Below are 25,080 nucleotides of genomic sequence, written 5' to 3' on the forward strand. Positions count from 1 at the left end.
CCGACTCCTTGATGCACCGGGCGAGCACCGCCCTGCTGGCCGCATTCCGGCCCCCCACGTCCCCGCCGAGCACCGCGACGGTACTGCGTTCGGTGCTGTGGCCGGTGGCCATCATGTCGTTGATCCACCGCGCCGTGATACTGCCGCTGAACGGCAACATCACCGACGACTTCAAACCGGTGTACCGGGCGGTGCTGAACTTCCGGCACGGCTTGGACATCTACAACGAGCACTTCGACTACGTCGATCCGCACTACCTGTACTCCCCCGGCGGCACCCTGCTGATGTCCCCGTTCGGGTACCTGCCGGAAACCCTGTCGCGGTACACCTTCATCGCCACCAACACGATCGCGATCGTCCTGGCCGCTTACCTGCTGCTGCGGATGTTCGGCTTGCGCCTGACCTCGGTGGCGGCCCCGGCCCTGCTGGCGGCGATGTTCCTCACCGAGAGTGTGAGCAGCACACTGGTGTTCACCAACATCAACGGCGTCATCCTGCTGGCCGAAGTGCTGTTCTTCCGCTGGCTGCTCGACGGCCGGGAGAGCCGCCAATGGTGGGCCGGTGTCGCGGTCGGGCTGACCCTGGTGGTCAAACCGGTGTTGGCGCCGCTACTGCTCTTACCGCTGCTGAGCCGGCAGTGGCGGCCGTTCGTCGGGGCGATCGGGGTGCCGGTGCTGTTCAACGTGGCGGCGTTCCCGCTGACCAGCGATCCGCGCAGTTACTTCACCCAGACGGTGCCCTACATCCTGGGCACCCGCGACTACTTCAACTCCTCGATCCTGGGCAACGGGGTGTTCTTCGGGCTGCCCTCGGGTCTGATCCTGTTCATGCGGGTGCTGTTCACCGTTCTGGCCGCCGTCAGCCTCTGGTTGCTCTACCGCTACTACCGCACCCGCGACCCGCGGTTCTGGATGCTGACTTCTTCGGGGGTGCTGCTGACCGCGTCGTTCCTGGTGCTGTCGCTGGGACAGGGCTACTACTCGATCGTGTTGTTCCCGTTCCTGATGACCGTGGTGCTGCCGAACTCGGTGCTGCGCAACTGGCCGGCGTGGCTGGGGGTCTACGGGTTCATGACCCTGGACAAGTGGCTGATCTTCCGGTGGATGAACATCGGGCGGCCGCTGGACTACCTCAAGATCACCTACGGCTGGTCGCTGCTGCTGATCGTGGTGTGCACCGTGCTGTGCTACCGCTACCTCGACGCCCGCGAACAGGGCCGCCTGGACGACGGAATCGATCCGGCGTGGCTGGCGCCCGAGCGTCAGCGGGCTAACGTGGAGGCATGACCCCCGAACCGACGGTGTCACTCACCGACGACGAGTGGCGCGCGAAACTGACCCCCGAAGAATTCGCCGTACTGCGCCGCGCCGGAACCGAGCCGCCGAACACCGGTGAATACACCGACACCACCACCGAAGGTGTCTACGAGTGCCGGGCGTGCGGTGCCGAATTGTTCCGCAGCACAGAGAAATTCCACTCGCACTGCGGCTGGCCGTCGTTCTTCGACCCGGCCGACTCCGACGCGGTGATCCTGCGCGCCGACAACTCGCTGGGGAGGCAGCGCACCGAGGTGTTGTGCGCGTCCTGCCACAGCCACCTGGGCCACGTGTTCACCGGCGAGGGCTACCCCACCCCCACCGACCAGCGCTACTGCATAAACAGCATCTGCCTGCGGCTGGTGCCGTCGTCATAGCCGCCGGGCTCACCACTGCCCGGTGAAGATGTCCTCGAAAACGTTGTAGGTCAACAGCGGAACCTGCTCAAGCGATGCACCGATGTTCTCCGCGCCGTCCACGAAGGCGTTTCCGATGCTGGTCGGGTCCCCGGACAGGGTCGCCTCGAGGAGGTTGTACGCGGCGAGCTGCGGCGGCAGGACCAGCTCGCGCCAGAGCAGGAACCCGTCGCCCAGCAGGCCCATGTCCGTCGAGACGGGTTGTCCGGCCCAGTTGACCAGCGTCCAGCCGTCCTCGGGGTTGCCGGTCAGCTCGACGATGCCCGCGTTGGGCAGCGGCTGCGGCACGCCGGTCGAGGAGACGTCGAACAGGCCCTTGAGCAGCACTTCGATGTCGGGGTTCTTGACGGTGTTCATCACCCAGATCATGGTGACCGCGGAGCTGCTGAAGACGGCCTCGTTGATCGCCCCGTTGTCACCGATGACGGGGTTGTCCATCGCGTGGTTGTACACGGCGTCGATCGCTTCGTTGTACTTCTCGAGCACGATCAGGCCGTTGTAGTCCAGGGCGCCCGGGATAGGCAGCACCGACGGCAGGGCCAACGTCCACAGCGCGCTGGACAGGGCGTAGAGGATCCCGGCGGGGCTGAGGTTGGGCAGGTCGGAGTAGATGCCACCGTCGACCTCGGTCAGCCCGTACAGGATTCCGATGTCGTCATGCGAGATGCCCATGAGGTCGGCAAACGGGTAGGCGGTTTCCTGCGCGTCGGTGTCGGGACCGGAGAAGATTCCGGCGACCTTGCCCAGGCCGATCTCGTCGAGGAGTTTCTGCGCCGTGTCGAGCGCTTCCTGTTCTCCATTGGCGCTGATTCCGGCCCCGGGAAAACTCGGGGCGAACGTGACCCGCTCGTTGCCCGGCGGCGCGTCTTCGGCATGCCGCACGATGTCCATGACGATGTCTTGGGCGGCCAGCAGAATATCGGCGAGCTGGACCGCGGGGAGCTGGACTGCCGCCGGGTTCGCGGCGAGCAGGCCGGCGGTCAGCAGCGCGGGGCCGGCGGCCGCGAAGCGGGGTGTCGAGCTAGCTGTCTGGGATCGACCGAGCATCGTTCGACACCTCCGTGAGGACGGGACCAAGGCGCAGCCTTAGAAAATAATTAGCGTCCCGGAAGATATCTTATGTTTGCTATCTACACAAGATGGCGACAGCTGTCGCGTCGGCTGTTATGGAAGTGCGGCCACCAGCTGCTCGACCTCGACCCGGGGGCCGGTGAAGAACGGCGTTTCCTCCCGCGCGTGCAAGCGGGCCTCGGTGTTACGCAGGTCGCGCATCAGGTCGACGATCCGGTCGAGTTCGGGCGCCTCGAACGCCAGGATCCACTCGTAGTCACCGAGCGCGAACGCGGGTACGGTGTTGGCCCGGACATCCTTGTACTCCCGGGCCGCCATCCCGTGCTCGGCCAGCATCCTGCGACGGTCCTCTTCGGGCAGGACGTACCACTCGAGCGACCGCACGAAGGGGTAGACGCAGACGTAGGCGCCGGCCGGTTCACCGGCGATGAACGCCGGGACATGACTGCGGTTGAACTCGGCCGGCCGGTGCAACGCCACGCTGCTCCACACCGGCTCGCAGAGCCGGCCCAGCGCGGTGCGGCGGAACCCGGAGTAGGTGGCCTGCAGGTCCTCGATGCGCTCGGCGTGGGTCCAGATCATAAAGTCGGCGTCCGCACGCAGACCGGCGACGTCGTAGATACCGCGGACCACCACGCCGCGCTCTTCTTGCTGCTTGAAGTAAGTGGCGGCCTGGTCGGCGATCGCCTCGCGGGTCTCAGTACCTGCGTCGAGTCCACCCGGATTCACCGAGAACACCGAGAACATCACGTAGCGGAGGGTGGAGTTCAGCTTGTCGTAGTCGAGGTGCGCCATGGCCCATATGCTGCCACGATGCGCTGTGAAGGTCGCTAGGGCGCCGGGGTGGCGCTGATCACGGCCGCCACCGCCCGATCAGCCGCAGCGATGCAGGCCGGTACTCCGATGCCGTCGAGATAGTTGCCGGCGACCGCCACGGTCGGTGGCAGGGCGGCGCGCAGCCCGGCGACCAGGCCGGCATGGCCGGACCGATATTGCGGCATCGCCGCAGGCCAGCGCTGCACGCGCACGTCGATCGGGTCCACCGTGACGCCGAAGACGGCCTCCAGGTCCTGCACCGACCACCCCACCAGCTCCGCGTCGGAGGCGCTGGTGCGGGAATCGCCGAACCGGCCGAAGGACAACCGCAACACCTCGACCCTGCCGCCGTAGCCGCGGTCGCCCCATTTGCGCGAGGTCAGGGTGATCGCCTTGGCGTGCAACCGCTCCCCGGTGGCAACCAGCACCCCGGAGTTGTTCGGGAACGCCGCGCCGGCGGGTACCGCCATCGCCACCACCACCGACGACGCGTTGCCGATCCGGCTGGCCGCCGCCGCGGCACGCGGAGCGAACCCGGTGGCCAGCCGGGCCAGCACGGGGGCGGGCACCGCGACGACTACCCGGTCGGCGCGGTGGTGGCCGCCACTGGTGTCCCGCAACAGCCATCCGTCGCCGACCGGGTCGATCTGGGTCACCGCCGCCTGCACCCAGCGCAGCCGGGCGCTGCGCACCAGCGCGTTGACCAGCACCTGATATCCGCCGGTGATTGCGCCGAAGACCGGTACGCCGGTCGTCGTGGGCAGTGCCCGCCGCACCGCCTCGGTCAGGCTGGGCACGCCTTCATCGAGCAGGGTGGCCAGGCCGGGCACCGCCGAGCGCAGCCCGACCGTCGCCGCCGAACCCGCGTACACCCCGCCGATCAGCGGGTCCACCGAGCAGGCCACCACCTGTGCACCGAACCGGTCGGCCACCAGCGCACCCAGCGCCGGATCACTGCCCGGTTCGAACGCCAACGGGCGGGTGGGCTCACCGGCGATCCGGGCAAGGGTCTCCGAGTCGACCAGCCCGGCCATCGACTCCGGCGACGACGGAATCCCGCTGAGCGTGTCCGGCGGCAACCGATGCAGCAGCCGGCGGCTGTACAGCAACGGCCGCACCCCGGTGGTACCGCGCTGCCGATCGGCCAAACCGAGCTCGGCCAGCAGGGCGGGCACTTCGGGCCGGCGGGCGACGAAGGCCTCGGCGCCCACGTCCACGCCGATCCCGCCCAGGGTCTCGGTACGCAACAACCCGCCGAGCCGGTCGGCCGGATCGAACACGGTGATGTCGACTGCGTCGCCGAGCGTAGCCCGCAGCCGGTAGGCGGCGGCCAGACCGGAGATGCCGCCCCCGACGACGCAGTACGACGTGGTCACAATGAATGAACCAGCGATACCAGGTCGGTCAGCACCCCGGGGTCCGTTTCCGGCAGCACGCCGTGGCCGAGGTTGAACACGTGCCCCGACGCTCCGGCGGCCACAGCGGCGCGGCCGTCGGCGACGACGGCCCGTGCGGCACGCTCCACTACCGGCCAGCCCGCCAGCAGCACCGCCGGGTCCAGGTTGCCCTGCAGGGCGGTGCCGGCACCCACGCGGGCGGCGGCGTCGGTCAGCGAGGTACGCCAGTCCACACCCACCACCGTGGCACCAGCCTCGGCCATGGCGCCCAGCAGCTCGCCGGTCTGCACCCCGAAGTGCGTCATCGGCACGTCCCGGTCGGCCAGGGTGGCGAACACCCGGGCACTGTGCGGTGCTACGAAACGCTGGTAGTCGGCCAGGCACAGCGTGCCGGCCCAGGAGTCGAACAATTGGATCGCGTCCACACCGTGGTCGAGTTGCACCGTCAGAAACGCGATGGTCAGGTCCGTGAGCCGCGTCATCAGCTCGTGCCAGCTGTCCGGGTCGGCCAGCATCATCGCCTTGGTGCGGGCGTGAGTCCGGCTGGGCCCGCCCTCGACCAGGTAGGAGGCCATGGTGAACGGCGCGCCGGCAAAGCCGATCAGCGGCACCGTGCCAAGCGCGTCCACCAGCAGTGATACCGCCGCGGCGACGGCCGTCACCTGCTGCGGGTCCAACGGCCGCAGGGCTGCGACATCGGCCGCACTGCGCACCGGGTTGGCGATCACCGGACCGACATCGGGGACGATGTCCAGATCCACCCCGGCGCCGCGCAGCGGCACCACGATGTCGGAGAACAGGATCGCCGCGTCGACGTCGTGGCGGCGCACCGGCTGCAGGGTGATCTCGCAGACCAGTTCGGGGTCGAAACAGGCCGCCAGCATGCTGTGCTGCGCGCGCAGCTCACGGTATTCGGGCAGGGATCGGCCGGCCTGGCGCATGAACCAGACCGGCACCCGGCTGGGTTGCCGGCCGGCAGCGGCGGTCAGGTACGGGGAATCAGGCAGTTCACGACGGGCACTCATCGTGCTCAATGCTGCCACGCCCGATTGCGGCAGGCCGAACCGTGCCGTTTCATGCGGCGGTCCCCCGGCTTCCGCTTGCCAATTCGGCGCGCCTGTCTGCGCCGACCGGCGCCGGGGGTTAGCGTGAGATTCGGTGACCCGCGTCGCGGCGGTGCACAACAGAACCCTGGGTGCCGGCCGCTGGCGACGCGGCGCACAGCGACCAGTTAAGGAGCGGCACCCGTGACATCAGCCGAGCCTGCCCCATTCCGGGAAGCGGTGGCGACGATGCACGCCGCAACCGTGCGGTCGGAAATCGAATTGGGCCCGATCCGTCCGCCGCAGCGCCTGGCGCCCTACAGTTACGCGCTGGGCGCCGAGGTCAAGCATCCCGAGACCGACTTCGTCCCGGAGGACTCCGACGGCGATGCCTTCGGGCGGCTGATCCTGCTGTATGACCCCGACGGCACCGACGCCTGGGACGGCACCATGCGGATGGTGGCCTTCATCCAGGCCGACCTGGATCCGCACGAGGCGATCGACCCGCTACTGCCCGAAGTCGCGTGGAGTTGGCTGGTCGAGGCGCTGGGCGCCCGCACCGAGCACGTCACCGCATTGGGCGGGACCGTCACCGCCACCACGTCAGTTCGGTACGGCGACATCTCCGGGCCGCCGCGGGGACACCAGTTGGAACTGCGTGCATCGTGGACCGCGACCACCCCGGAGCTGGGCACCCATGTCCAGGCGTTCTGCGAGGTGCTGGAACACGCCGCGGGCCTACCGCCGGTCGGAATCACTGATCTGAGCTCGCGAACCCGCGTCTGAGATGTCCGAGCAGACCACCGAACCGGCCACCGAAGAGCCCGAGCCGACACCGCTGCCGCATCCTGCGGAGGGGGTGCCGGAGGTGTCGGTCACCCGCACGCAGATCGGTGCCGCCGCCGATCTCCTGGCCGGCGGTCACGGCCCGTTCGCGGTGGATGCCGAGCGGGCATCAGGCTTCCGCTACTCCAACCGGGCCTACCTCATCCAGATCCGTCGTGCCGGTGCCGGGACGGTGCTGATCGATCCGGTCGGCGCCGGCGAGGATCCGGCTGCCCTGCTGCGCCCGGTTGCCGAGGTACTCGACGACGACGAGTGGATTCTGCACGCCGCCGACCAGGACTTGGCCTGCCTGGCCGAGGTCGGCATGTGGCCCAAAGCGTTGTACGACACCGAGCTGGCCGGGCGACTGGCCGGCTTCGACCGGGTGAACCTGGCCGCGATGGTTCAGCGACTGTTGGGACTGGGTCTGGCCAAGGGGCACGGCGCCGCGGACTGGTCGAAGCGGCCGCTGCCCGCGGATTGGCTCAACTATGCGGCGCTCGACGTCGAGGTGCTCATCGAACTGCGCCAGGCGATCGCTGAGGTGCTGTCCGAGCAGGGCAAAACCGATTGGGCGGCACAGGAGTTCAATCACCTTCGAGTCACCGACTTCACCACGACGACGCGCCGGGACCGCTGGCGGCGCACGTCGGGCATCCACAAGGTGCGCGATCGGCGCGGCCTAGCCGCCGTCCGTGAGCTGTGGACGGTGCGCGACCAGATCGCAGCGCGCCGCGACATCGCGCCCGGACGCATCCTGCCCGACTCGGCGATCATCGCCGCGGCCGTCGCCAACCCGACCACCGTTGACGAGCTGCTCGCCCTGCCGGTCTTCGGCGGGCCCAAACAACGTCGCAGCGCGGCGACCTGGCTGGCGGCACTGGCCGCGGCCCGCGACAACCCCGAGCCGCCGGAAGCCGGGGAGTCCACCAGCGGTCCACCGCCGCCGTCGCGCTGGGCGCGGCGCAAACCCGAGGCGGCCGCGCGGTTGGAGGCGTCCCGCGCCGCCCTGACTGCCGTGTCCGAGCAGGTGCAGGTGCCGACCGAGAACCTGCTCACCCCCGACCTGGTGCGCCGACTGTGCTGGGACTTCAAACCGGCGACACCAAACACCGCGGTGGTGATCGAGGAGTTCCTGGCCGCCGGCGGCGCACGCCCCTGGCAACGTGAGCTGACGGTGCCGGTGCTGACGGCGGCTCTCGGCCACCCGTAGCCGGGCCGGGTTCTGCGCGCCCGGTCGGGCCGGCTACTCCAGCCGCTCGCTGACCTCGTCGACGCAGTTGGAGGCGCCCATCGCCGCCACCCAGCCGGTGATCTGGCGAGCCACATCCTGTGCGGTCAGGCCGACCTCGGCCAGCAGCTGACCGCGCGAGGCGTGGTCGTAGAAACGCTGCGGCAGACCGACATCGCGGCAGGGCAGGTCGACCTCGGCACGCCGCAGCGCCGCCGACACCGCCGAGCCGATACCGCCGGCCACGCCGTTGTCCTCGCAGGTGACCACCAGCTTGTGCGCACCGGCCATCTCGACGAGCACCTCCGGCACCGGGAGCACCCACCGCGGGTCGACGACCGTCACCCCGATGCCCTGGTTGTGCAGCCGGTCGGCCACCGCCAGCGCCATGGGCGCGAAGGCGCCGACCGCGACCAGCAGGACGTCTTGGGGCAAACCGTCGGCCGGGACCGCGAGCACGTCCACCCCGGAGCGCCGCTCGATGGCGGGAATGTCTTCGCCCACATCCCCCTTCGGGAATCGCAGGGCGGTGGGCCCGTCGTTGACCTCGAGCGCTTCGCCGAGCTCCTCGCGCAGTCGGACGCCGTCGCGAGGCGCGGCCACCCGGATGCCGGGCACGATCCCCAGCACCGACAGATCCCACATACCGTTGTGACTCGCACCGTCGGGCCCGGTGATCCCGGACCGATCCAACACCAGCGTGACCGGCAGCTTGTGCAGCGCGACGTCCATCACAAGCTGGTCGAAGGCGCGGTTGAGGAACGTCGAATACACCGCCACCACCGGGTGCAGGCCGCCCATCGCCAGCCCGGCCGCGGAAGTCAGTGCGTGCTGCTCGGCGATCCCGACGTCGAACATCCGGTCCGGGAAGCGCTGCCCGAACGGCGCGAGCCCGGTGGGGCCGGGCATAGCGGCGGTGATGGCGACGACATCACGGCGCTTGGTGCCGTACTCGATGAGCGCGTCGGAGAACACCGCCGTCCAGCCGCGCCCAGCGGTTTCGGTGGCGTAGCCGGTCAGCGGATCGATCACCCCGCAGGCGTGCATCTGCTCGGCCTCGTCGTTCTCGGCCGGGCCATAGCCCTTGCCCTTGCGGGTGACCACGTGCACGATCACCGGCCCGCCGAAGCCCCTGGCGCGGCGCAGCGCGGACTCCACCGCGGCCTCGTCATGACCGTCGATCGGGCCCAGGTACTTCAGGCCCAGGTCGGTGAAGAGCGCCTGCGGCGCCAGCGCATCCTTGAGCCCCGCCTTGAAACTGTGGATCACCTGGTAGCCGAGTTCGCCGACGACCGGCATCCCGCGGATCGCGGTGCGGCCCCGCTCCAGCAGGCGCTCGTAGGCGGGCTGCAGCCGCAGTGCGGCCAGGTGGTCGGCGAAGCCACCGATGGTGGGCGCGTAGCTGCGGCCGTTGTCGTTGACCACGATCACCACCGGGCGGTTGCCCGCGGCGATGTTGTTCAGCGCCTCCCAGCACATCCCGCCGGTCAGGGCGCCGTCACCGACGACGGCCACCACATGCCGGTTGCGGTGCCCGGTCAGCTCGAAGGCTTTGGCCAGGCCGTCGGCGTAGGACAGCGCCGAGCTGGCGTGGCTGGACTCCACCCAGTCGTGCTCGCTCTCGGCGCGCGACGGGTAACCCGACAGCCCGCCCTTCTTGCGCAGGGTGTCGAACTCGCGACTGCGCCCGGTCAGCATCTTGTGCACGTAGGCCTGGTGCCCGGTGTCGAAGATGATCGGGTCGTGGGGCGAGTCGAACACCCGGTGCAGCGCCAGGGTCAGCTCCACCACACCCAGGTTGGGGCCCAGATGCCCGCCGGTCGCGGCGACCTTGTGGATCAGGAACTCACGGATTTCCGCCGCCAGATCGGTCAGCTGAGCCTGCGAAAGGTGCTGCAGATCGGCGGGGCCGCGGATCCCTTCAAGCATCCGGCCAGTCTACGCATGGCCGGAGGTGGCCACCGTATCGTCGTCGTGTGCACGCCGAACAGATCGCCGAGGAATTCCCGGTGGTGGCCATCGACTCCGACGCCTTGGACGCGGCCCGGTTGCTCGCTGAGCACCGGCTGCCCGGCCTCGTCGTCACCGACGCTGCCGGCAAGCCTTATGCGGTGCTGCCGGCCTCCCAGGTGGTGCGCTTCATCGTGCCGGGCTACATCCAGGACGACCCCGCCCTGGCGGGTGTGCTCAGTGAGAACGCGGCGGACCGTGCGGCCGAGAAGCTGCGGGGCAAGACGGTGCGCGACGTGCTGCCCGAGCACCTGAGCGACGTGCCGGCCGTCCACGCCGACGAGACCATCATCGAAGTCGCCGCCACCATGGCCCGTTTTCGCAGCCCCCTGCTGGCCGTCGTCAAGGACGGCGAGCTGACGGGCGTGATCACCGCATCGCGGCTGCTTGCCGCGGCGCTGAAAGTCTGATCCCGCGGATGGCATTCATCGCGGTCGCGGTGTTCCTGATCGCCTACGCGTTCATCGCCGCCGACCGGGTCAACAAGACCCTGGTGGCGTTGACCGGCGCGGCGGCCGTCGTCATCCTGCCGGTCATCTCGTCGGACGACATCTTTTACTCCCGCGAGACCGGAATCGACTGGGATGTCATCTTCCTGCTGCTGGGCATGATGATCATCGTCAGCGTGCTGCGCCAGACCGGTGTGTTCGAGTACATCGCGATCTGGGCCGCCAAGCGCGCCAAGGGTTCCCCGCTGCGGATCATGGTCCTGCTGGTGTTGGTGACCGCGGGGGCCTCGGCGCTGCTGGACAACGTCACCACGGTGCTGTTGATCGCCCCGGTCACCCTGCTGGTCTGCGACCGCCTCGACATCAACGCCGCGCCCTTTCTGATGGCCGAGGTGTTCGCCTCCAACATCGGCGGCGCCGCCACCCTGGTCGGCGACCCACCCAACATCATCATCGCCAGCCGAGCGGGGTTGTCGTTCAACTCCTTCCTGCTACACCTGGCGCCGATCGTCGCCATCGTGATCGTCGTATTCATCGCCATGCTGCCCCGGCTGTTTCCGGGATCGTTCGTCGTCGAAGCCGAGCGGGTCGCCGACGTGATGGCACTGGAAGAGGGCGAGGCGATCCGCGACCGGAGCCTGCTGATCAAGTGCGGCCTGGTGCTCGCCGCGGTGTTCGCCGCGTTCATCGGGCATTCGGCGCTGCACCTGGAGCCGTCGGTGGTGGCGTTGCTGGGCGCCGGGGTGCTGATCGTGGTCTCCGGGTTGGAGCGCTCGGACTACCTGTCCGGCGTCGAGTGGGAGACGCTGCTGTTCTTCGCCGGCCTGTTCGTAATGGTCGGCGCCCTGGTGGACACCGGCGCAATCGCCGCCCTGGCCAAGGCCGCCACCGAGGTGACCGGCGGCAACGCGCTGTTGACCACGATGGGAATCCTGGGTGTGTCCGCGCCGGTGTCCGGGATCATCGACAACATCCCCTACGTCGCGACCATGACGCCGATCGTGGCCGAGCTCAGCACCACCCTGCCCACCAACCTGCACCCCGATGCGCTGTGGTGGGCGTTGGCGCTGGGCGCCGACTTCGGCGGCAACCTGACCGCGGTCGGGGCCAGCGCCAACGTGGTGATGCTCGGAATCGCCCGCCGCGCAGGCAGTCCCATTTCATTTTGGGAGTTCACCCGCAAAGGGATTGTGGTCACCATCGTCTCGGTGGCATTGTCCGCGTCGTACCTGTGGTTGCGCTATTTCGTCTTCGGCTGATATCGCCCGCGGCGGCTCAGCGCGTCAACAACGCCACGCACTCCACGTGATGGGTCAAGGGGAACGCGTCGAACACTCGGATCTGCTCGACGGTGTAGCCGTGCCCGCGATACAGGCCGATGTCGCGAGCGAAGGCCGCCGCCTCACAACCGATATGCACCACACGCGGCACGTCCGCGGCCGCCAGCAGGTCGATGACCTCGCGACCGGCACCGGCGCGCGGCGGATCCAGCACCGCGACTCCGGCCGTCGCACGCTCGGCCCCGAGCACCCGGCGCACCGAGTCGGTGCGTACCGATACCTGCGGCAGATCGGCCAGCGCCGCCCGTGCGGCGCCCGTCGCGGCCCGTGAGGTGTCGACGCTGATCACCCGGCCGGACTCCCCCACCTGCTCGGCCAGCGCTGCGGCGAAGATTCCCGCTCCGCCGTAGAGGTCCCAGGCGGTGCTGCCGGGGTCAGGCTGCGCCCATTCGGCGATCAGCGCGCTGTACAGCGAGGCCGCGCGGCGGTGCGCCTGCCAGAACGCGGTCACCGGGATCTGCCAGCGGCGCCGGCCCACCCACTGAGTGGCGTGATAGTCGCCTTCGACGACCTCCGGCCGGTGGTCACGGCCGGTGCTCACCACGTGACGGACACCGTCGTCGTCGGCGACCACGTGCACGTGGTCGCCGGGCCGCCAACTCTGCTCGGCCAGTCCTTTGGTCATGCCGGTCGGCAGCTGACCGCATCGCAGGTCGGTGACCAGCTCATCGCTGTGGTAGCGGTGAAAGCCGGCCTGCCCGTCGGCGCCCACCTCCAGGCGAACCCGGCTGCGCCAGCCCGTCGGGCCGTCATCGCCGAGCGGTTCGGCCTCGCCCTGCCACTCGTGGCCACCGAGCCGGGCCAGCTGGTTGGACACCACCTCACCCTTGAGGGCGCGCACCGCGGCCGGGTCGGCGAACGCCAGATCGCAGCAGCCGGCACCGTCGACCCCCGCGATCGGGCAGAGCGAGTCGATGCGGCCGGTCGCGGGTTCGAGCACCTCGACACATTCACCGTGCCAGTACGAGCCCCGCTCGGCGGTGATCCGCACCCGCACCCGCTCGCCGGGCAGCGCGTACCGCACGAATACCACCCGACCGCCGGAGTCCGGGGGGCGGGCCACACAACTGCCGCCATTCGCCGGCGCCCCGGTTGTCAAGACCAATTCCTGGTCGATCACTCTAGGAAACCTCTCCGGGTGTCGCCGGGAGCGTGGTGCGGCTCCAAGACTTTGCGCCGCTCCGAGGAGTTCAGCTGCCAGGGCACCGAGGTGACCATGACCTGCGGCATGAACAACAGCCGGGTCTTGAGCCGCAACGCACTCTGGTTGTGCAGCAACTGCTCCCACCAGTGGCCCACCACGTATTCGGGGATGTAGACGGTCACCACGGTGCGCGGCGACTCCTTGCTGATGCGTTTGACGTATTCGAGCACCGGCCGGGTGACCTCCCGGTACGGCGATGCGATCACCTTGAGTGGAACGGTGATCTCGCTATCCTCCCACTCCCGCACCAGGGCCCGGGTCTCGGTGTCATCGACGTTGACGGTGATCGCCTCCAGGGCGTCCGGACGCGTCGCCCGCGCGTAGGCCAGCGCGCGGCGGGTCGGCAGATGCAGCTTGGACACCAGCACCAGGGCGTGGTTGCGGCTGGGCAGCACCGCCTGGTCGTCCAGCACGGCGGACTGTTCGGCCAGCTCCTGGCTGACGGTGTCGTAGTGCCGGCGGATCATCTTCATCATGGCGAACAGCACCGACATGGCGACGATCGCGATCCACGCGCCGGCCACGAACTTGGTGATGATCACCACGATCAACACCGTCCCGGTAGCGATGAAGCCGATGGTGTTGACCACCCGGGAGCGCATCATCTTGACGCGGGCCGCTCGGTCGGTTTCGTTGCGCAACAACCGGTTCCAGTGCCGCACCATGCCGATCTGACTCAGCGTGAAGGAGACGAACACCCCGACGATGTAGAGCTGGATCAGCGCGGTCACCTCCGCCCCGAATGCCACGATGAAGGCGATGGCCACCACCGCCAAGAACACGATGCCGTTGGAGAACGCCAGCCGGTCACCGCGGGTGTGCAGCTGACGCGGGAGATAGCGGTCCTGCGCCAGGATCGAGCCCAGCACCGGGAAACCGTTGAACGCGGTGTTGGCGGCCAGCGCCAGGATCAGCGCAGTCACCCCGGCGATGATCCACAGACCGGGCGGAAAGCCCCGGAACACCGTCTCGGCCAGCTGAGCCAGCAGGGTCTTCTGCTCGTAGTCCGCCGGCGCCCCGATCAGCTGTTCGTGCGGGCGGGCGGCGATCTTCACCCCGGTCTCGCGGGCCAGCACGATGATGCCCATCATCAGTGTCACCGCGATCACACCCAACATCAGCAGCGTGGTGGCGGCGTTGCGCGACTTGGGCTTGCGGAAGGCGGGCACGCCGTTGCTGATCGCTTCCACCCCCGTCAGTGCGGCACACCCCGACGAGAACGATTTCGCCACCAGGAACACCAGGGCCACGCCGACCACCTCACCATGAGTGGAGTGGATCTTGAACGCCGCCGACTCAGCCTGCAGCGGGTGGCCCAACACGAAGATCTGGAATAGCCCCCAGCCCAGCATCGCAAAGACACCGATCATGAACGCGTACGTCGGGAAGGCGAACGCGGTACCCGATTCGCGGATGCCGCGCAGATTGGCCGCCGCCACCAACACAACGGTGCCCACCGCGAACACGACCTTGTGGTCGGCGATGAACGGTATCGCCGAGCCGATGTTGGCTATTCCCGCCGAGATCGAGACCGCAACCGTCAGAACGTAATCCACCATCAACGCGCTGGCCACCGTCAAACCCGCGGTAGCACCCAGGTTGGTGGTGACCACCTCGTAGTCGCCGCCGCCGGAGGGGTAGGCATGCACATTCTGGCGATAGGAGGCCACCACCGTGATGAACACGAAGGAGACAGCCAGGCCGACCCACGGGGTCATCCGATAGGCCGCGAGTCCCGCCACCGACAACACCAGAAAGACTTCTTCGGGTCCGTAGGCCACCGAGGACAGCGCATCGGAGGCGAATACCGGCAGGGCGATGCGCTTGGGCAGCAGCGTGTGGCTCAGCCGATCACTGCGAAAGGGCCGGCCCAGAACCAAGCGCCGAGCAGCGGTGGAAATCTTCGACACGAGAGCCAAGGGTAAGCCAGCCGGGCACTGGCGGTAGCGTTCACCGAATACGGGCACTACTGCAGTCGATAACCAGCCGAAAGTCGGCCCAGAGGACCTGAAGGGACACAGCACGTGCGGGTAGTTGTGATGGGTTGCGGCCGGGTGGGCGCCTCGGTCGCCGACGGGCTGTCCCGGATCGGCCACGAGGTCGCCATCATCGACCGAGACAGCACCGCGTTCAACCGGCTCAGCCCGGAGTTCAACGGTGAGCGAGTGCTCGGCATGGGCTTCGACCGCGACGTACTGCTGCGAGCGGGCATCGAGGAGGCCGCTGCGTTTGCCGCGGTGTCCTCGGGTGACAACTCCAACATCATCGCCGCGCGGCTGGCCCGGGAGACGTTCGGCGTCTCGCGGGTGGTCGCCCGTATCTACGACGCCAAGCGGGCCGCGGTCTACGAACGCCTGGGCATTCCGACCATCGCCACCGTGCCGTGGACCACCGACCGGCTGCTCGACGCCCTGACCCGGGAAAGCGTGACCACGAAGTGGCGTGATCCCACCGGCACGGTCGCGGTGGCCGAGGTCGTCCTGCACGAGGACTGGATCGGTCGCCCCGTCACCGATCTGGAGGCTGCTACCAATGCCCGGGTGGCGTTCTTGATCCGATTCGGCACCGGCATCCTGCCCGAGCCCAAGACGGTGATTCAGGCCAGCGACCAGGTGTACATCGTGGCGGTGTCCGGCCGGGTCGCCGAAGCGATCGCCATCACCGCCCTGCCGCCCAGCGAAGACCTGGACAAATGAAGGTCGTGATAGCCGGGGCCGGCGCGGTCGGGCGATCCATTGCACGCGAGTTGCTCGACAGCGACCACCAGGTGACGTTGATCGAGCGCAACCCGGAACACGTCGACACCGAGGACATCGCCGATGCGCAGTGGCATCTGGGCGACGCCTGCGAGCTGAGCCTGCTGGAGACCGTGCACCTGGAGACCTTCGATGTGGTGATCGCGGCAACCGGCGACGACAAGGCCAATGTGGTGCTGTCGCTGCTGGCCAAAACCGAGTTCGCGGTGCCCCGGGTGGTGGCCCGGGTCAATGATCCCCGCAACGAATGGCTGTTCACCGACGCTTGGGGGGTGGACGTCGCGGTGTCCACGCCACGCATGCTGGCGTCGCTGGTCGAGGAGGCCGTCGCGGTCGGAGACCTGGTGCGGCTCATGGAGTTCCGCAAGGGTCAGGCCAATCTGCTGGAGATCACGCTGCCCGACGACACCCCGTGGGGCGGCAAGCCGGTGCGCAAGCTGACCCTGCCTCGCGACGCTGCACTCGTGACGATCCTGCGCGGGACACGGGTGATCGTGCCGCAGGACGACGAGCCCCTCGAGGGCGGCGACGAGCTGCTGTTCGTCGCGTCCAGCGGTGTCGAGACCGAACTGCGCGCGCTGTTGCTACCGGCCCACTGACCGGGGTTCGCGCTCGGGCTCGCCCGCGACAGGCCGCTCGTCCAGTGCGCGCTGCACGTACTTGACCGCCAGGTAGGTGGCCACCGCCGCCACCGCGGTCAGCGGCCAGCCCATGGCGATGCGGGCCACTCCGAGCCAGCCGGTCTGATCGGCGTTGTACAGCAGTCGCTGGACCACGAAACGAGAGCCGAACACCAGCACCCAGGTCAGCGTGGCGAGATCGTAGGCGTAGATCGCCGCCCGCAGCTCGCGCCAGGTCTGGGGCTGGCCGCTGGCCCACGACCAGATGTAGCCGACCACCGGGCGGCGGATCACCATCGACGCGGCGAACACCACCGCCCACACCAGCGACATCCAGATTCCGAGCAGGAAATAGGCCTTCGAGTCGCCCATCCGATAGGCGATCAGGGCGCAGACGGCCACCCCGAGGAAGCCGGATACCGCCGGCTGGCTGGATTGGCGCCGGATGAGGCGCCACACCAACACGGCCGCGGCCACCCCCAACGCCGCCAGGACTGCGACGCGCAGTCCGAAGAGACTGGAGGCCGGCACGAACACCACGATCGGCAACGAGGAGTAGATCACTCCGGCCAGCCCACCGATCTGCTCCAGGAGCCGCTGCGGTCCCTGGGCGCCCTCGGCGCTGTAGTCCTCGCTCATCGCTGCGCCGGCCCGACCGGAGGCGCGATCACTGCTGGATTTCGTAGTGGGGGTTGTAGATGGCCTTGCAGCCGCTTTCGAGTTTGCCCAGCCGGCCGTGCACCCGCAGCGTGCGGCCGGAGTCGATTCCGGGGATCCGTCGCTGCCCCAGCCACACCAGCGTCACGGTGTCGGTGCCGTCGAACAGCTCGGCGCGGACGCCGCCCACGCAGCCCTTGGCGTTGGCTTCGACGCTGCGCAGTACCCCGACCATGGTGACCTCTTGGCCGCGTTGGCAGTCGATCGCGCGCTGCGCGCCGGTATTGAGCGCCTCATCGGACAACTCTTCGACGTCACGCAGCTCGGGATCTTCTGTCAATCGCCGAGTCAGCCGGCGCAGGTACCCTTTCGGAGCAGCCATTGCCCTCTCCCTCATCCGTATGCGCACGCTACGGTAGACCTGTTGATTACCTAATGCCACATGACCTGCCCACGGGGTGGCTGACAACGCCCGAGACGATCAAGAGGTGGCATTGGTTCTGCGCGGCGTGACGGCCGTTCTGCTGCCGGGGACCGGATCCGACGACGACTACATCGGCCGGGCGTTTCGGCGCCCGTTGCAGCAGGTGGGTGCCGAATTGGTGACGCATCGCCCGCAGCCGGGCCGACTCATCGAGGGTTATCTGGAGGCGCTGGATGCGGCGGCCGCGCGATCCGGCCCGATCCTCGCCGGTGGTGTCTCGATCGGCGCGGCGGTGGCCACCGCGTGGGCACTGCGCCATCCCGAGCGAGTGGTCGGAGTGCTGGCCGCGCTGCCCGCCTGGACCGGCGCCCCCGATGACGCACCCGCCGCCCACGCCGCGCGCTACAGCGCCGAGCAGTTGCGCAACGACGGCCTGGCGGTGGTGGTGGCCCAGATGCGGGCATCGAGCCCGGGGTGGCTCGGCGACGAGTTGACCCGCTCGTGGACCGCTCAGTGGCCGCAGCTGCCCGACGCTTTAGAGGAGGCCGCGGCCTATGTCGCGCCGACGCACGCCGAGCTGGCGGCCCTGACCGTGCCGATGGGAGTGACCGCCGCGGTCGACGACGCGGTCCATCCGTTGCAGACGGCCTCCGAATGGGCCGCCGCCGTGCCGCGCGCGGCGCTGTGCACCGTCACCCTGGACCAGATCGGCGCCGACCCGACCGCCTTGGGCACCGCCTGCGTGACCGCGCTGACGATGGCGCAGGCGGATTGACTAACCGCCGGTGTTGACTCGGCGGTCCAGCTTCGGCTCTCCTGCGTCGAGCCTCGCTAACCGCCGGTGTTGATTCGGCGGTCCAGCTTCGGCTCTCCTGCGTCGAGCCTCGCTAACCGCCGGTAATAGTGCGCAACTGCTGCATCGCGGATCCCTCCACGCTGCGGCGAGCGGCCGGCGCGGGCGGTATGTCTCCGCCTCCACCGAACATGGTGGCCTCCTGCAGCGCGGCTGCCTGCTGCACGGCGGCCTGCTCGGCCGCCGCCTGCTGCGCCGCAGCCGCTCGCAACTGCTCGGCCATCGGCTCGGGCAGTCGTACCGGCAACGGGGTGCGCACCGGCAGCGGCGTGTCGCCGCGGCGGACGACGGTGTCGGCCAGCGCCTCTCGCGCCTGCTGGGCGAGCACCTCCATGGTCTCGGGCCGACCGTTGATCACGCAGCGCACCATCCAGCGGTAGCCGTCGACCCCGATGAACCGGACCGCCCCGGTCGCCGAACCGAGCACCTCCCGGCCCCACGGACCGTCGACGATGCTGACGTTCGCGTTGTCCCTGCGCAGCGCCTCGGCCAGCTCACCGGCCACCTCACGCCACAGACCCGCCGACTTGGGCGCGGCGTAGGCCGCGATGTTGAACCGGCCGTGGGACGTCACCAGCCACACCGCGCTGGGGACACCCGCCTCGCTCAACTCGACCTGGACCTGAGCGCCCGGCGGCATCGGCACCAGCACCGAGCCCAAGTCGAGCCGGGCCGTCGTCGCCGCCGCGGGGTCGTCGAAGTCCTCGATGTCGAAGGGGCCCTCCAGCTCTTCCGACTCGGATACGAACTCGTCCCCTTCTCCGTAGGCTTCCGGCCCGGCGCTCATCGGCTCGTCGGCCTCGCCTTTGCCTTTACCCCTACCGAATGCCATCACAGCCGCCCATCTTCGTCACTTCGTCATCACTAGCCGTCACAAACTCGCGTGCCCCCCTGAGGAGCCGTGACCACCGGCGCCGCGGGTCGTCGGGGCCAGCCCGGCCTCGTCGAACGACGCCACCTCCACCAGCTCCGGAAGCTCGACTCGCTGCACCAGCAACTGCGCAATCCGGTCGCCGCGGTGGATCTCGATCGGCGTCGCCGGGTCCAGGTTGATCAACGAGACCTTTATCTCACCACGATAGCCCGCGTCGACGGTTCCGGGACTGTTGACGATCGAAAGGCCCACCCGCGCAGCCAAACCCGACCGAGGGTGGATAAGGCCGACCATGCCGAACGGAATTGCCACCGCGATCCCGGTGGGCACCAGGGCACGCTGCCCCGGGCCCAACTCGACGTCGACCGCACTGAAGAGGTCGACGCCGGCATCGCCGGCGTGAGCACGGCTCGGCAGTGGAAGATCCGGATCCAGGCGAACAACCGCAAGACTGGGTGACACGAGGCGCAAGACTACTCTTAGCCGGATGTCGGGATCGCGCCTGAACCATCGGGCATCGCAGACAGTGCGCTACAGCGAACAGCTGTGGGTGCCGTGGTGGTGGTGGCCACTGGGGTTCCTGGGCAACGGCCTGATGGCCTACGAAGTCCGCTTGGGCCTGCGCACGCTGCCCGGCTGGCTGCCGTTCGCGGTGTTCTTCGCGATCACCGTCGCCGCCCTGCTGTGGCTGGGGCGCATCAAGGTGCAGGTCATCGAGAGCGGCGGGGAAACGCAGCTGTGGGCCGGTGACGCGCACCTGCCCGCGACCGTGATCGCACGCTCCGCCGAGGTCCCGCGGTCGGCCAAGTCCGCAGCACTGGGCCGCCAGCTCGATCCGGCGGCATACGTCCTACATCGCGGCTGGGTGGGGCCCATGATCTTGGTCGTCCTCGATGATCCCGACGACCCGACGCCGTACTGGCTGGTCAGCTGCCGCAACCCACAGCGGATGCTGGCGGCTTTGCGCACCTAAGCAGGATTGAGCGGGACAGGCCTGGTCAGGCCGCGCAATCGGTGCAGATCATCACACCGTTCTTCTCACTGGCCAGACGGCTGCGGTGCTGCACCAAAAAACAACTCGAGCAGGTGAACTCGTCGGCCTGCTTGGGCACGACCCGCACCGACAGCTCTTCGCCGGACAGGTCCGCGCCGGGCAGCTCGAACGACTCGGCCGATTCCGACTCGTCGACGTCGACCACGGCGGACTGCGCCTCGTTGCGCCGCGCCTTGAGTTCCTCCAACGAATCCTCGGAAACGTCGTCGGTCTCGGTGCGACGCGGGGCGTCGTAATCGGTAGCCATGGTCTTCTCCCCTCAAGTCCCCTCGAAAGCCTGCGCGAGCTTTGTACCAGCGTCGAACGCATCCACCAAATGATTCGTGCCCGGATCGCGGTCGGATCAAGTGTGATTTGCGTCACATTGCATTGCTGACCACGGTCATCGTCCGCGCGCGCGCCCTCTAGAGTGCGTACGTGGTCGCGCAAATCACTACCGGTACCGAGTTCGACAAACACGGTCGGCCGTTCCGGCGACGCAACAACCGACCGGCAGCCTACGCCTTGGCGGCGCTGGCGCTGCTGACCGCGGTGGCATGGGCGGTGGCGCTCACCCGGCCGGCCGACGTCCATGAGGTCGCGGTCTGCAATGCCCCACCGGCGCCGACCGAGCCGGACCAGCCGCGGCTGGGCACCCAGGTGCCGCGCGCCGCGATGATCAGCACCACCCCGGCCAAGCTGGCCGACATCAAGGCCCGGGTCCTCAACGCCAGCGGCCGCGCCGGACAGGCCGCCGACGTCGCCGATGCGTTACGCGACGACGGCTTCGCCCAGCCGACCGCCGCCAACGACCCCATCTACATCGAGGACCGGCTGGACTGCCAGGGCCAGATCCGCTTCGGCCCGGCGGGCCAGGCCGCCGCGGCGGCGCTCTGGCTGGTGGCGCCTTGCACAGAGCTGTTCCGCGACGACCGCGCCGACGATTCGGTGGATCTGGCGGTCGGCAGCGACTTCGTCAGCCTGGCCCACAGCGATGACATCGAGGCCGCGCTGGCCGGCCTGCGCCCCGACGCCACCGGGTTGCCCGACCCTGCGCTGCTGACCAAGATTCACTCCGGCACCTGCTGACGACCGATCGCCGAAGAGGAGATCCATGACCGGCACCGACCCCGCCCCTTCCCCGACTGAGGACCGTCCGACTGCCGGCGCACGGCGGCAACGACGCGGCTTCGGCGTCGACGTGGGCGGCAGCGGTATCAAGGGCGGCGTCGTCGATCTGGACACCGGTGCGCTGATCGGTGAGCGGTTCAAGCTGCCCACGCCGAGCCCCGCCACGCCCGCCTTGGTCGCCCAGACCGTCGCCGCTGTGGTCCGGGACTTCGGTTGGACCGGCCCGCTGGGCGTCACCTATCCGGGCGTGGTGGTCAACGGCGTCGTGCAGACGGCCGCCAACGTGGACAAGTCCTGGATCGGACTGAACGCGCAGGACACGATCGCCGCCGAACTCGACGGCCAGCAGATCGTCATCCTCAACGACGCCGACGCCGCCGGGCTCGCCGAGGAGCGCTTCGGAGCAGGCAAGAACAACAGCGGCGTGGTCGTATTGCTCACCTTCGGGACCGGGATCGGCTCGGCGGTGATCCACAACGGAAAGCTGCTGCCCAACACCGAACTCGGACATATCGAGGTGGGCGGTAAAGAAGCCGAGCACCGGGCCGCCGCGTCGGTCAAGGAGCGGAAGAACTGGTCCATGGAGAAGTGGGCCAAACAGGTGACCATGGTGCTGATGGCGATCGAGGATGCACTCTGCCCGGATCTGATCATCGTCGGCGGCGGTATCAGCCGCAAAGCCGATCGGTGGGTGCCACTGCTGGCCAACCGGACTCCGGTGGTCGCCGCGACACTGCAGAACACCGCGGGGATTGTCGGGGCCGCGATGGCGTCGTCGGCCGACGTGACCCGCTGAATAACGCCCGCTCGGCGATTACCGCCTCGCCCTGTCGTTACAATGGTCGACGGCGGCCGCCTAACCGATAGCGGCGACTATCCCAGTTGATCACCAACTGAAATAGAGCCGACATTCGACATACCCGACACTTTCGGTTGCGCACAACGCTGCAACCCGGAAGTCAGTCCGACCGAAGGGGTGGACGTGGCAGCGAGCAAGGCACAGCCGGCGACTGAGGAGCCCAAGAAGGGCAGCGCCACCAAGGCGCCCGCCAAAGCCGCCGTGAAGTCGCCTGCCAAGGCTCCCGCCAAGTCTGCCGCTGCAGCACCCGCCAAGCGGACCGCGGCCAAGGCCACCAAGGCAGCAGCGCCCGCCAAGAAGGCCACCAAGTCGACGGCGCGCGGCGCCGGCGCCGACGGCGAGGCCAAGCCCGCGACCCGGTCGACCCGGGGCCCGGCGAAGAAGGCCACCAAAGCCACCAAGGCAGGCGCGAAGAACGCCGATGCCGACTTGGCGCCCGAGGATCTCGACACCGATGTCGAGCTGGACGGCGAGCCCGGTGTGGACGACATCGACGAGGCCGACCTGAGCCTGGACGAACTCGACGACGACACCGAGGCGGCTGCCGACGGCGACGACACCGCGGCGACCGCGCCCGCCGACTCGGCCGACGAGGGCGAGGAAGGCGACGACGACGAGATCACCGAGCCCAGCGAGAAGGACAAGGCCTCAGGCGACTTCGTCTGGGACGAAGAGGAGTCCGAAGCGCTGCGGCAGGCCCGCAAGGACGCCGAGCTCACCGCGTCGGCCGACTCGGTCCGCGCCTACCTCAAGCAGATCGGCAAGGTGGCGCTGCTCAACGCCGAAGAGGAAGTCGAGCTGGCCAAGCGGATCGAAGCCGGCCTGTTCGCCACGCAGAAGATGGCCGAGCACGCCGAAAAGGGCGACAAGCTGGCGGTCGCCTACCGGCGTGACATGGCATGGATCTGTCGGGACGGCGATCGCGCCAAGAATCACCTGCTCGAAGCCAACCTGCGCTTGGTGGTGTCGCTGGCCAAGCGCTATACCGGCCGCGGAATGGCGTTCCTGGACCTGATCCAAGAGGGCAACCTCGGCCTGATCCGCGCGGTGGAGAAGTTCGACTACACCAAGGGCTACAAGTTCTCCACCTACGCCACCTGGTGGATCCGCCAGGCGATCACCCGGGCCATGGCCGACCAGGCACGCACCATCCGCATCCCGGTCCACATGGTCGAGGTGATCAACAAGCTCGGCCGCATCCAACGCGAGCTGCTGCAGGACCTGGGCCGCGAGCCCACCCCCGAGGAATTGGCCCGGGAGATGGACATCACCCCGGAGAAGGTGCTGGAGATCCAGCAGTACGCCCGCGAGCCCATCTCGCTGGACCAGACCATCGGCGACGAGGGCGACTCGCAGCTGGGCGACTTCATCGAAGACAGTGAGGCCGTGGTCGCCGTCGACGCGGTCTCGTTCACCCTGCTCCAGGACCAACTGCAGTCGGTGCTCGAGACGCTCTCCGAGCGCGAGGCCGGTGTGGTGCGGCTGCGGTTCGGCCTCACCGACGGCCAGCCACGCACCCTCGACGAGATCGGGCAGGTCTACGGCGTCACCCGGGAGCGCATCCGTCAGATCGAGTCGAAGACGATGTCGAAACTCCGGCACCCCAGCCGGTCTCAGGTCCTGCGCGACTACCTCGACTAGCCTGCAGCGACATGGCCAAGACACCCCCGGCGGCAGTACTCAGTGCCGTCAACGCGTTTCGTGGCGGTCTGCAGCGCCTGCGCCAGGCGACCGTCCCCGCCTCTGTCGCCGTCGTGGAGCTGGGGTTCGGCGGATGGCTGACCCAGGCGCTCAGTGCCGCGGTGCGACTCGGGATCGCCGATGCGCTCGCCGCCGGTCCGCTGACGGCCGACGAGGTCGCCCACCGAGTGGGCACCGACCCCCGCGCCACCTACCGGTTGATGCGCGCCTTGGCCAGCAACTCGGTGCTCAAGCTGCGCCGCGACGGCCGGTTCGCGCTGACCCGCACCGGGCGCGCCCTGGTCTCTGACAATCCGGCCAGTGTGGCCCCGATGATCGCGTTCGTCGGCCACCCGGCGCACCGGGAACATTGGTCGCACCTGGAACACTCCGTGCGCACCGGCGAGACCGCCGTCGGCAAGGTTCGCGGCATGCCCTTCTTCTCCTACCTGGACACCGATCCCGAACTGGCGCAGGTGTTCAACGACGCGATGACCGGGGCGTCGGCCGTGGCGATCGAAAGCGCTGTCCCCGCATATGATTTCAGCGCCAGCAAGCTGATCGTGGATGTGGGTGGCGGCCATGGCGCACTGCTTGCCGCGGTACTGCGTCAGGCGCCCGACGCTCGCGGTGTGCTGTTCGACCTGCCGCAGGTGGTGGCCGGCGCCGACGCGACGGTGGCGGACGTGGCGTCACGCTGCGACATCCAGGGCGGATCGTTCTTCTCCTCGGTCCCCGCCGGCGGCGACACCTATCTGCTCAAGACCGTCATCCACGACTGGGACGACGAACAGTCCCTGGCAATTCTGCGCAATGTCCGGGCCGCCATCGCGCCCGGCGGCAAGGTGCTGCTGTTCGAGATGGTGCTGCCCGAGGGAGCGCCCGCCCACTTGGGCCTGGTGCTCGACCTGGAGATGCTGGTTGCCGCCGGCGGACAGGAACGCACCCGGCGCGAGTACGCCGAGTTGCTGTCCCAGGCGGGATTCGAGCTGCAGCGCGTGGTGCCCACCACCAGCCCGCTGGCGATCGTCGAGGCCCGGGCTGTCTGAGACGCCGAGGCCGGCACCGCGGCGTA

General features: G+C 68.8%; 26 protein-coding genes. 14 read left to right on the forward strand and 12 right to left on the reverse strand.

The genetic code is table 11. The features are described 5' to 3' along the window. Window positions 1–11: 11 nt before the first annotated feature. Window positions 12–1,286: an arabinofuranan 3-O-arabinosyltransferase gene (gene aftC, locus ABW16_RS06995; protein WP_047318618.1), complete on the forward strand. Its 1,275-nt coding sequence runs from the start codon at window positions 12–14 to the stop codon at window positions 1,284–1,286. Further along, a complete protein-coding gene (msrB, locus tag ABW16_RS07000) occupies window positions 1,283–1,693 on the forward strand; it encodes a peptide-methionine (R)-S-oxide reductase MsrB (RefSeq protein WP_047318434.1) in 411 nt (136 codons plus the stop codon). The genes aftC and msrB overlap by 4 nt, the downstream gene beginning before the upstream one ends. 9 nt (window positions 1,694–1,702) lie before the next feature. On the opposite strand, the gene ABW16_RS07005 is transcribed toward msrB, so the two are convergent. The 4 genes from ABW16_RS07005 to hemE form a co-directional block, all read right to left on the reverse strand. Beyond that, window positions 1,703–2,779 (reverse strand): histidine phosphatase family protein, encoded by a 1,077-nt coding sequence (locus ABW16_RS07005; protein ID WP_047318435.1) that lies wholly within the window; start codon window positions 2,777–2,779, stop codon window positions 1,703–1,705. A gap of 117 nt (window positions 2,780–2,896) precedes the next feature. Further along, window positions 2,897–3,598, reverse strand: a complete 702-nt coding sequence (gene hemQ, locus ABW16_RS07010) for a hydrogen peroxide-dependent heme synthase (protein WP_047318436.1) — start codon at window positions 3,596–3,598, stop codon at window positions 2,897–2,899. Window positions 3,599–3,633: 35 nt separating this feature from the next. Continuing rightward, complete coding sequence (locus tag ABW16_RS07015; protein ID WP_047318619.1) at window positions 3,634–4,998, reverse strand: protoporphyrinogen oxidase; 1,365 nt, start codon at window positions 4,996–4,998, stop codon at window positions 3,634–3,636. Next, the gene (hemE, locus tag ABW16_RS07020; protein WP_047318620.1) at window positions 4,992–6,041 is read right to left on the reverse strand and encodes a uroporphyrinogen decarboxylase; all 1,050 of its coding nucleotides are present in this window, start codon (window positions 6,039–6,041) and stop codon (window positions 4,992–4,994) included. Before hemE ends, ABW16_RS07015 begins: the two co-directional genes overlap by 7 nt. A gap of 222 nt (window positions 6,042–6,263) precedes the next feature. On the opposite strand from hemE, the gene ABW16_RS07025 reads away from it, so the two are divergent. After that, a complete protein-coding gene (locus tag ABW16_RS07025) occupies window positions 6,264–6,845 on the forward strand; it encodes a DUF3000 domain-containing protein (RefSeq protein ID WP_024441578.1) in 582 nt (193 codons plus the stop codon). A gap of 1 nt (window position 6,846) precedes the next feature. Next, on the forward strand, window positions 6,847–8,097 hold the full coding sequence (locus tag ABW16_RS07030) for an HRDC domain-containing protein (RefSeq protein WP_047318437.1): 1,251 nt from the start codon (window positions 6,847–6,849) through the stop codon (window positions 8,095–8,097). A gap of 33 nt (window positions 8,098–8,130) precedes the next feature. Here ABW16_RS07030 and dxs read toward each other — a convergent pair whose 3' ends face one another. Continuing rightward, the gene (gene dxs, locus ABW16_RS07035) at window positions 8,131–10,044 is read right to left on the reverse strand and encodes a 1-deoxy-D-xylulose-5-phosphate synthase (RefSeq protein ID WP_047318438.1); all 1,914 of its coding nucleotides are present in this window, start codon (window positions 10,042–10,044) and stop codon (window positions 8,131–8,133) included. A 47-nt stretch (window positions 10,045–10,091) separates the two neighbouring features. On the opposite strand from dxs, the gene ABW16_RS07040 reads away from it, so the two are divergent. Both ABW16_RS07040 and ABW16_RS07045 read left to right on the forward strand, forming a co-directional pair. Continuing rightward, window positions 10,092–10,535, forward strand: a complete 444-nt coding sequence (locus tag ABW16_RS07040) for a CBS domain-containing protein (protein WP_047318439.1) — start codon at window positions 10,092–10,094, stop codon at window positions 10,533–10,535. Between the two features lie 8 nt (window positions 10,536–10,543). Continuing rightward, window positions 10,544–11,833, forward strand: coding sequence for an ArsB/NhaD family transporter (locus ABW16_RS07045; RefSeq protein ID WP_047318440.1), 1,290 nt, complete (start codon window positions 10,544–10,546; stop codon window positions 11,831–11,833). A 16-nt stretch (window positions 11,834–11,849) separates the two neighbouring features. Here the strand turns inward: ABW16_RS07045 and ABW16_RS07050 are convergent, their stop codons facing one another. Both ABW16_RS07050 and ABW16_RS07055 read right to left on the reverse strand, forming a co-directional pair. Continuing rightward, window positions 11,850–13,034, reverse strand: a complete 1,185-nt coding sequence (locus tag ABW16_RS07050; RefSeq protein WP_047318441.1) for a class I SAM-dependent RNA methyltransferase — start codon at window positions 13,032–13,034, stop codon at window positions 11,850–11,852. Then, window positions 13,031–15,028, reverse strand: coding sequence for an APC family permease (locus ABW16_RS07055; protein ID WP_047318442.1), 1,998 nt, complete (start codon window positions 15,026–15,028; stop codon window positions 13,031–13,033). Before ABW16_RS07055 ends, ABW16_RS07050 begins: the two co-directional genes overlap by 4 nt. Before the next feature lie 114 nt (window positions 15,029–15,142). Between ABW16_RS07055 and ABW16_RS07060 the strand changes: the two genes are divergently transcribed. Together ABW16_RS07060 and ABW16_RS07065 are read left to right on the forward strand one after the other, a co-directional pair. Continuing rightward, a complete protein-coding gene (locus ABW16_RS07060; protein ID WP_200900628.1) occupies window positions 15,143–15,814 on the forward strand; it encodes a potassium channel family protein in 672 nt (223 codons plus the stop codon). Continuing rightward, window positions 15,811–16,473, forward strand: a complete 663-nt coding sequence (locus ABW16_RS07065; protein ID WP_047318444.1) for a potassium channel family protein — start codon at window positions 15,811–15,813, stop codon at window positions 16,471–16,473. Before ABW16_RS07060 ends, ABW16_RS07065 begins: the two co-directional genes overlap by 4 nt. On the opposite strand, the gene ABW16_RS07070 is transcribed toward ABW16_RS07065, so the two are convergent. Together ABW16_RS07070 and ABW16_RS07075 are read right to left on the reverse strand one after the other, a co-directional pair. Then, on the reverse strand, window positions 16,459–17,133 hold the full coding sequence (locus ABW16_RS07070) for a DUF3159 domain-containing protein (RefSeq protein ID WP_047318445.1): 675 nt from the start codon (window positions 17,131–17,133) through the stop codon (window positions 16,459–16,461). The genes ABW16_RS07065 and ABW16_RS07070 overlap by 15 nt on opposite strands. A 28-nt stretch (window positions 17,134–17,161) precedes the next feature. Next, window positions 17,162–17,533 carry an OB-fold nucleic acid binding domain-containing protein gene (locus ABW16_RS07075; protein ID WP_024441567.1) on the reverse strand — a complete coding sequence of 124 codons (372 nt, stop codon included), beginning with the start codon at window positions 17,531–17,533 and terminating at the stop codon, window positions 17,162–17,164. Window positions 17,534–17,639: 106 nt separating this feature from the next. On the opposite strand from ABW16_RS07075, the gene ABW16_RS07080 reads away from it, so the two are divergent. Continuing rightward, window positions 17,640–18,350, forward strand: a complete 711-nt coding sequence (locus tag ABW16_RS07080; RefSeq protein ID WP_047318621.1) for an alpha/beta fold hydrolase — start codon at window positions 17,640–17,642, stop codon at window positions 18,348–18,350. 112 nt (window positions 18,351–18,462) lie between these two features. On the opposite strand, the gene ABW16_RS07085 is transcribed toward ABW16_RS07080, so the two are convergent. Further along, entirely contained in the window at window positions 18,463–19,263 is an 801-nt protein-coding gene (locus ABW16_RS07085; RefSeq protein ID WP_412178185.1) for a DUF3710 domain-containing protein, read from the reverse strand. Between the two features lie 36 nt (window positions 19,264–19,299). Beyond that, on the reverse strand, window positions 19,300–19,764 hold the full coding sequence (gene dut, locus ABW16_RS07090) for a dUTP diphosphatase (RefSeq protein WP_047318447.1): 465 nt from the start codon (window positions 19,762–19,764) through the stop codon (window positions 19,300–19,302). A gap of 25 nt (window positions 19,765–19,789) precedes the next feature. Here dut and ABW16_RS07095 point away from each other — a divergent pair, with 25 nt between their 5' ends. Beyond that, complete coding sequence (locus ABW16_RS07095; protein WP_047318448.1) at window positions 19,790–20,275, forward strand: DUF3093 domain-containing protein; 486 nt, start codon at window positions 19,790–19,792, stop codon at window positions 20,273–20,275. Between the two features lie 25 nt (window positions 20,276–20,300). Here the strand turns inward: ABW16_RS07095 and ABW16_RS07100 are convergent, their stop codons facing one another. Next, window positions 20,301–20,603: a DUF4193 domain-containing protein gene (locus ABW16_RS07100; protein ID WP_013829371.1), complete on the reverse strand. Its 303-nt coding sequence runs from the start codon at window positions 20,601–20,603 to the stop codon at window positions 20,301–20,303. Between the two features lie 170 nt (window positions 20,604–20,773). On the opposite strand from ABW16_RS07100, the gene cei reads away from it, so the two are divergent. The 4 genes from cei (at window position 20,774) to ABW16_RS07120 (ending at window position 25,054) form a co-directional block, all read left to right on the forward strand. After that, on the forward strand, window positions 20,774–21,424 hold the full coding sequence (gene cei / locus ABW16_RS07105) for an envelope integrity protein Cei (RefSeq protein WP_047318449.1): 651 nt from the start codon (window positions 20,774–20,776) through the stop codon (window positions 21,422–21,424). Window positions 21,425–21,449: 25 nt separating this feature from the next. Then, window positions 21,450–22,262, forward strand: a complete 813-nt coding sequence (ppgK, locus tag ABW16_RS07110) for a polyphosphate--glucose phosphotransferase (RefSeq protein ID WP_047318450.1) — start codon at window positions 21,450–21,452, stop codon at window positions 22,260–22,262. A 186-nt stretch (window positions 22,263–22,448) separates the two neighbouring features. Then, window positions 22,449–23,966, forward strand: coding sequence for an RNA polymerase sigma factor (locus ABW16_RS07115; RefSeq protein ID WP_047318622.1), 1,518 nt, complete (start codon window positions 22,449–22,451; stop codon window positions 23,964–23,966). Between the two features lie 11 nt (window positions 23,967–23,977). Further along, window positions 23,978–25,054: a methyltransferase gene (locus ABW16_RS07120; RefSeq protein WP_047318451.1), complete on the forward strand. Its 1,077-nt coding sequence runs from the start codon at window positions 23,978–23,980 to the stop codon at window positions 25,052–25,054. Window positions 25,055–25,080 lie beyond the last annotated feature (26 nt).

Source organism: Mycolicibacter heraklionensis (assembly GCF_001021505.1).
Classification (GTDB): Bacteria; Actinomycetota; Actinomycetes; order Mycobacteriales; family Mycobacteriaceae; genus Mycobacterium; species Mycobacterium heraklionense.